Origin of the sequence: Burkholderia sp. Ac-20392 (assembly GCF_017104585.1) — a bacterium.
In the GTDB taxonomy this organism is placed as follows: domain Bacteria; phylum Pseudomonadota; class Gammaproteobacteria; order Burkholderiales; family Burkholderiaceae; genus Burkholderia; species Burkholderia lata.
This window is the reverse complement of the sequence record NZ_JAAGPB010000005.1, coordinates 69,821-76,600: the sequence shown is the minus strand read 5'-3', so window position 1 is coordinate 76,600 and position 6,780 is coordinate 69,821. Positions and strand designations below refer to the sequence as shown.

The window sequence follows — 6,780 nt, the reverse complement described above, 5'->3', positions numbered from 1 at the left end:
CGCCGTCTGCGCGTTCGAGCCGTCGCCGACCGCGACGCTGCTGGCGCCTGCCGCGCTGGCGTTCACGCCGGCCGCGAGGGCGTTGGTGCCCGTTGCGCCCGTGTTGTCGTAGTTGCCTTGCGTCGTGCCGTTGTCGTTGACGCTGTAGTAGTGCGTCTTCGCGGCGTTGATCGCGGTCGAGGTCGAGGTCGACAGCGAGGTGATCGAGCTGGTCGCCGACGACAGGCCCGTCGAGGTCGAAGTCGACAGCGAGGTCATCGAACTATTCGTCGAGCTGAGGCCGGTGGACAGCGAACCGATCGAGCTGTTGGCCGACGAGAGGCCCGTCGAGGTCGAGGTCGACAGCGAGATGATGGAGCTGTTCGCCGAGGACAAGCCGGTCGAGGTCGACGTGGACAGCGACGTGATGGAGCTAGTCGCCGACGAGAGGCCGGTCGAGGTCGAGGTCGACAAAGAGGTGATCGAGCTGTTAGCAGACGACAAGCCGGTCGAGGTCGAAGTCGACAGCGAGGTGACCGAGCTATTGGTCGAGCTGAGACCCGTGGACAGCGAACCGATCGAGCTATTAGCCGACGAGAGACCGGTCGACGTCGAGGTGGACAACGACGTGATCGAGCTGTTTGCCGACGAGAGGCCGGTCGAGGTCGAGGTCGACAGCGAGGTCACCGAACTATCCGTCGAGCTGAGGCCCGTGGACAGCGAACCGATCGAGCTGTTGGCCGACGACAGACCAGTCGACGTCGAAGTCGACAGCGACGTGATCGAACTGTTAGCCGACGAGAGGCCGGTCGAGGTCGAAGTCGACAGCGAGGTGACTGAGCTATTGGTCGACGAGAGGCCGGTCGAGAGCGAACCGATCGAACTGTTGGCCGACGAGAGGCCCGTCGACGTCGAGGTCGACAACGACGTGATCGAGCTGTTAGCCGAGGACAGACCGGTCGACGTCGAAGTCGAGAGCGAGGTGACCGAGCTATTGGTCGACGAGAGGCCGGTCGAGAGCGAGCCGATCGAGCTATTGGCCGACGACAGGCCCGTCGAGGTCGACGTCGAGAGCGACGTGATCGAGCTGTTAGCCGACGACAGACCGGTCGACGTCGAGGTCGACAGCGAGGTGACCGAGCTATTGGTCGACGAGAGGCCGGTCGACGTGGAAGTCGACAGCGAGGTGATCGAGCTGTTGGCCGACGAGAGGCCGCTCGAGGTCGAGGTCGACAGCGAGGTGATTGAGCTATTCGCCGACGACAGACCCGTCGACGTGGAGGTCGAAAGCGAAGTAGTCGAACTATTCGTCGAGCTGAGGCCAGTTGACAGCGAACCGATCGAGCTGTTTGCCGAGGACAGGCCGGTCGAGGTCGAGGTCGACAGCGAAATCACCGAGCTATTCGTCGAGCTGAGGCCTGTGGACAGCGAACCGATGGAGCTGTTTGCCGACGAGAGACCTGTCGAGGTCGAGGTCGACAGCGAGGTCACCGAACTATCCGTCGAGCTGAGGCCCGTGGACAGCGAACCGATCGAGCTGTTGGCCGACGACAGACCGGTCGACGTCGAGGTGGACAACGACGTGATCGAGCTGTTTGCCGACGACAGACCAGTCGACGTCGAAGTCGACAGCGACATGATCGAACTGTTAGCCGACGAGAGGCCGGTCGAGGTCGAAGTCGACAGCGAGGTGACTGAGCTATTGGTCGACGAGAGGCCGGTCGAGAGCGAACCGATCGAGCTGTTGGCCGACGAGAGGCCCGTCGACGTCGAGGTCGACAACGACGTGATCGAGCTGTTTGCCGAGGACAGCCCCGTCGAGGTCGAGGTCGACAGCGAAGTCACCGAACTATTCGTCGAGCTGAGACCCGTGGACAGCGAACCAATCGAGCTGTTTGTCGACGACAGGCCGGTCGACGTGGAAGTCGACAGCGAAGTGACCGAGCTATTGGTCGACGAGAGACCGGTCGAGAGCGAACCGATCGAGCTGTTAGCCGACGACAGACCCGTCGAAGTCGACGTCGACAGCGACGAAATGGCGCTGGTTGCAGTACCAACCTGTTGGACGACCGAATACAGCTGGCTGCCGTTGATCGCGTCGGTACTGGTCGACGTTACCTGGCCGGCAGCGACGTTGGTGATCTGCCGTTCTTTGTTGTGGTCACCGACACTAACGGTGCCGACCGGCGAGGCGCCAGCAAATCCGCTGAACGTAACGCCGTTAATGGTTACGCTGCTTGTCGGGTTAGCCGGGGCGGTCAACGAGTTGGCGCCGAGCGCAACGGAGTTGTTCGTAACGGCGACTGAACCAGGGCCGATGGCGACAGCGTCGATGCCAGTCGCGGTGCTGTCGGCGCCGGTAGAGTTCGCGTGGAAGTATTTGATGCCCTGATTGTTGATATTATCGATTGCCGAGCCAACGCTGTTGACGGTCGACGTCGTGCCGTCCGCGTTGTAAGTCGTGTACGCCGGCGCGGAAACCGTCCCGGTCGTCGGGTTGTACGCAGCGCCCCCACCGAGTGCCGACGCCACGCTGTTGCCAAGATTGTTCGTCGTGGTCGCAACCGTGCTGAGGCCGGTCGACGTGGAGGTCGAAAGCGAGGAAATTGCGCTGTTAGTCGATGAGAAGCCCGTCAACATGGAAGTTGACAGCACAGCGATGCCAGTCGAGAGACTGACGTTGCTTGTACTGAGTTGCTCAACTGTCACTGCATCGGTAGGAGCGGAGCCGTCGGCTACGTTAGTGATACGACGATTTGTCACTGCGGTGCCGCCACCCACAGATACTTCCGAGGTCGGCGCAGCTTGATCTGTGATGTAACCTGACCCTGTCGGTGCTGACGCACCTGTTGTACTGCCCGCACCAATCGCGACGCTGTTCGCATAGCTTGCACTTGCCGAAGAACCTAGCGCAACCGCCCCAGACGCACCAGACGCAATGGTTGAACTACCTACGGCAACGGAATTGACTGCTGCTGCAGTTGCATTGATGCCAATTGCCGATGCATTTGTTGCAGCAGCCGTCGCAAAAGATCCCAATGCGGTCGCCCCAGTGGCTGATGCGGTCGCGTACCCTCCCACCGCAGACGCATACCCAGAAGTTGCAGTTGCATTCGCTCCAACCGCAGTTGCGTTACCGGTCGCACCGCCATTGGCGACTGCGAAAGCCCCCGCAGCAAGGTCGAACTGCGCCGCCGCCACCGAAGCACCACCAAGAGCCGTGCTGGTATATCCACTCGAAGTCGCAGAATTTCCAAATGCCGTGCTGAAGTCAGCGCTTGCGGTCGACAAGGCTCCAAACGCCGCACCGCTAAAACCATTCGCGATTGCTCCGAACCCGACTGCTGTCGAACTCATCGCACTGGAAGTCGCGGAAAGGCCGACAGCCATCGATTCTGAACCACTCGATATCGCTCCATTACCTATTGCAATGCCATAGGTCCCAGTACCTTTTACAGTTGCCGTATTCCCAATGGCCACCCCCTCGTCTGCCCCGGCTGCAACCGAAGCGCCGTTGCCAAGGGCAACGGCATTCTGCGAAGCTGCGGACGCCCCGGTGCCCGCAGCAACGGAGTCAATCCCCGTTGCCCCGTTATTGGCATAGTTTCCTCTTTGTGGACCACCGTCGTTCACGCTGTAGTAATGCGTCGACGCTGCTGCCGCTGCTTGAGCAAGCTTATAAAGTTGGCTCCCGTTTACACCGTCAGTTGATGTCGCAGAAATCTCACCGTCCGCCACACCTTGGATCTGCCTACTTCCAACAGCGACTACTCCATTAGTCGGTGCCTGATTAACGGTGAAGGTTGCGCCTCGAAATACACCGTTCGCCGTTGTCCAATTCGTAGTCGAGTGTGTCGCGTTTGCGACGCTGCCGGAACCGATCGCCACGCTGTTTGCCAGCGAAGTCGTCGCGGAAGTACCGATTGCAATTGCGCTCGTCGTTCCGGCGTTAGCCTCGCTTCCCAGTGCGATCGAATCTGCTCCGGTTGCTTGCGCGCCTTTGGTTGTATCTCCTCCAATGGCGATTGCGTTTGCTCCACTCGCAATGGTCGCATTCGTGGCGTCGCCATTTCCACCAAAGCCCAGAGCAACTGAACCATTTCCGATCGCCTGCGCCCCAATTCCGAGCGCAGTGCTACCCGTTCCAGACGCTGTGTTAAACAATCCAATCGCGATCGCCCCTGCGCCCGACGCCGTATTGGCTATACCCAGAGCTGTGGAACCAGCCAGGCCAGAGAGATTATTCATACCAATGGCGGTCGATCCCATACCAAATGCCCGATTACCACAGCCACCGGCAAATGAATTGAAACCCCATGCCAACGTTGCCTGGGAACCCGCGGGTGACACCCCGCCACCAGAAATTCCCGATGCACCGCTGTAATAGCCGATCGGCACCCCGTTCCATGTAATGTTGTACGCTGGCACCCCGGTCCATGCAACTCCAGGATCGGTTGTTTGTGACGTCGTTCCAAGCGTGAATGCGACGTTTGAGGTGGTTAGTGCAGTTTTGGAAGGACTCAGACTCAAACAGTCATCGTCGCCCGTGATTGCGACGCCTTGCCCCGAAGAGCCAATATAACTGTTGCCTACCGTTCCGGTTGTAGAACCCGAAGCACCAATCGAGTTGGAGCCAGTCGTATTGCCACCTCCGTTTATTACACCAGCGAAAACGGGCGCGGGACTAATTCCTCCGCCAAATAAGGATCCTATTGCAAGCGTGATTGCAAACGTCCGACTCGTTGCAAGCATCTCCATGATGTTGGAGGTCCGAGATGAATGTGCCCCCCCCTGCTTAGCGCGCGCATGCTCGGATGCGACAACGTAGTTTCCACTAGCTTTGCACCAGATAACTTTGAATACTTTATTCATATCCACCCCAAACCGCGCAAAATCACCCTCATTCAAATCGACAAATTAAATCGATTTGATTGGGATTATTAATTATTGACTTCATTCAAAGCGATACGCTCACATCACACTTAATACACATCGCCAATGCATGAGCCCCGATGCCGACAATATTGCGACGCCATACCTTACAGTTACATCGACAACAATTAAGGCCTTGCCAATATTTAGGTTATGACGCCACTCAGGCATGGTATTGCCAATTAATATTAAATCGGCTTACAAATGTTTAAAAACTTAAAATTTTACAATGATTATAATATAACCACACCACCAGTAATATCAATTTGTGTATTTTTTTAAAATAATCATCATTTTTTGTTTTTATAAAAAATCATGCAATTGAAAATCACACCCCCCGCAAACGTTTAATCTATCTTTGCACATCGCAAAAAAAATGGCTTCCGATCACCAGGCCGCATAAAGTCTACGCCACTGCATTCAGCCAATCGCGATTCGATAGATTGGATGCCCTCCACGGTCTTTGAGCAAGGGATGCAGATGTCATCAATGTAGATTTTTCGACCTAGCTCAAGCGGTTGTACTTTCGAAACGTAAACTGGCGATGCGAGATTACCTGACATAAGGATCTGCGCCGAATCTCCGCACGCACGAAATTACACAAGATCGACGTGATCAGGCCCCGAAAACGTTGCGATTGGGTGGATATGCTGTCGACCAGCTCAAGCCCAAAGGCCAACGTTCAGAAGGCGCGCTAAACACCGTAGCGTTCGTATCGAAAAGGGAATCCGGGCGGCTGTATCGACAGCTTGAGCCGCGTCTATGTTCAGTCCGACCAGATGAGCCATTTCATGCGAACTCGTCGCCGCCTTCGCCCGGCGGATGGCCGTCGCGCGGGCGACCAGCGGGACGGCTTCGAGTTCCGATGTGACAACGGCGAACCGCCGCGCGTGACGTTCGCGTCGGAGTGCTGCGACCGAGAGACCGTGAGCTTGGCGGCTATGACGGCGGGCCACAACGGGTGACATCGTGCGCGACGTGATGCTAGCGGCAGGGCAAAATCGGTTTGCCGAGAAACTGCAAATACCGTCCGAGATCGAGTGGCTGACCAGCAACGTTTCGGGCTATACGGTCGACGACACGCGCCGGATTGCGACGGACATTGGCCTGAAGCCATTGACCATGCTGGCGTGCGGCCCGTAACGGTATGGCCGAGAGTTTCGCGAAGACCATGAAACGTGATTACGCCGCCTGTTAGTTGATGTCGGACGCGGCGACTGCTGCAAAAAACTTGGCCGTCGCGTTCGAGCATTACAAGGAGAAGCAGCCCCACAGCGCGCTGAAATACCGCTCGCCTCGCGGGTTCGGGCGCTCGATAGATTCAACTACTTTAGCGTGAAGCGGTTTCCGGGATTACAGGGTCGATTCCACAATCAGTTGCCAGTAGGCGAAGGGAGAACTAATGGTCATAGTACGAACGCACCACACAACCTAGGCAATATGCATCGTCAACGCAGCCATATTTGCCGGTACTTTACTCGAACGCTTTAGCACGCTTGATTGGCCGCTATGCTAGGCCACGTCGCAATGCGCTTTCCGCATAGGGCAGCGTTTTCAAGCATTGATCAGACTATTGCAAATTACTATATCCTTGCCCCACCGGAGTACAACGTGAAGGTCCTATCCAGTGCAATGATTTGCGCCACTCTGCTGGCTGCTGCGGCGTCGGCTAGCGCCGCTGGGTGTCTAAAAGGTGCAGCGGCGGGCGGTGTAGCAGGCCATGTTGCCGGTCATCATGGCGTCGTGGGTGCCGCTGCCGGATGCGCAATCGGTCACCATCACGCGGCGAAAAAGGCAAAAGCCGCTAGCACGCCGGAGGAACTTCGCAATAACGGCTGACGCGCCGAGGCGCGCCCAACCGCCGAGATG

The 6,780-nt window shown here is 57.5% G+C and carries 3 protein-coding genes and 3 pseudogenes; 3 read left to right on the top strand and 3 right to left on the bottom strand.

Annotation, left to right across the window (positions count from 1 at the left end; all coding sequences use genetic code 11):
- Together G3N99_RS42500 and G3N99_RS42495 are read right to left on the bottom strand one after the other, a co-directional pair.
- On the bottom strand, positions 1–258 hold a 258-nt coding region (locus G3N99_RS42500), incomplete at its 3' end, for a hypothetical protein (RefSeq protein WP_346778453.1).
- 1,792 nt (positions 259–2,050) lie between these two features.
- Positions 2,051–3,018, bottom strand: a pseudogene (locus tag G3N99_RS42495) (hemagglutinin); the annotation flags it as partial.
- Here G3N99_RS42495 and G3N99_RS42490 point away from each other — a divergent pair.
- Positions 2,918–3,418: a hypothetical protein gene (locus G3N99_RS42490; protein WP_277396555.1), complete on the top strand. Its 501-nt coding sequence runs from the start codon at positions 2,918–2,920 to the stop codon at positions 3,416–3,418. The pseudogene G3N99_RS42495 and the gene G3N99_RS42490 sit on opposite strands and share 101 nt — an antisense overlap.
- A 105-nt stretch (positions 3,419–3,523) precedes the next feature.
- On the opposite strand, the pseudogene G3N99_RS42485 reads toward G3N99_RS42490, so the two are convergent.
- Positions 3,524–4,851: pseudogene (locus G3N99_RS42485) on the bottom strand (ESPR-type extended signal peptide-containing protein); the annotation flags it as partial.
- Positions 4,852–5,750: 899 nt separating this feature from the next.
- Here G3N99_RS42485 and G3N99_RS01480 point away from each other — a divergent pair.
- Positions 5,751–6,250: pseudogene (locus G3N99_RS01480) on the top strand (integrase core domain-containing protein); the annotation flags it as partial.
- A 272-nt stretch (positions 6,251–6,522) separates the two neighbouring features.
- Complete coding sequence (locus G3N99_RS41690; protein ID WP_254603412.1) at positions 6,523–6,750, top strand: hypothetical protein; 228 nt, start codon at positions 6,523–6,525, stop codon at positions 6,748–6,750.
- Positions 6,751–6,780 lie beyond the last annotated feature (30 nt).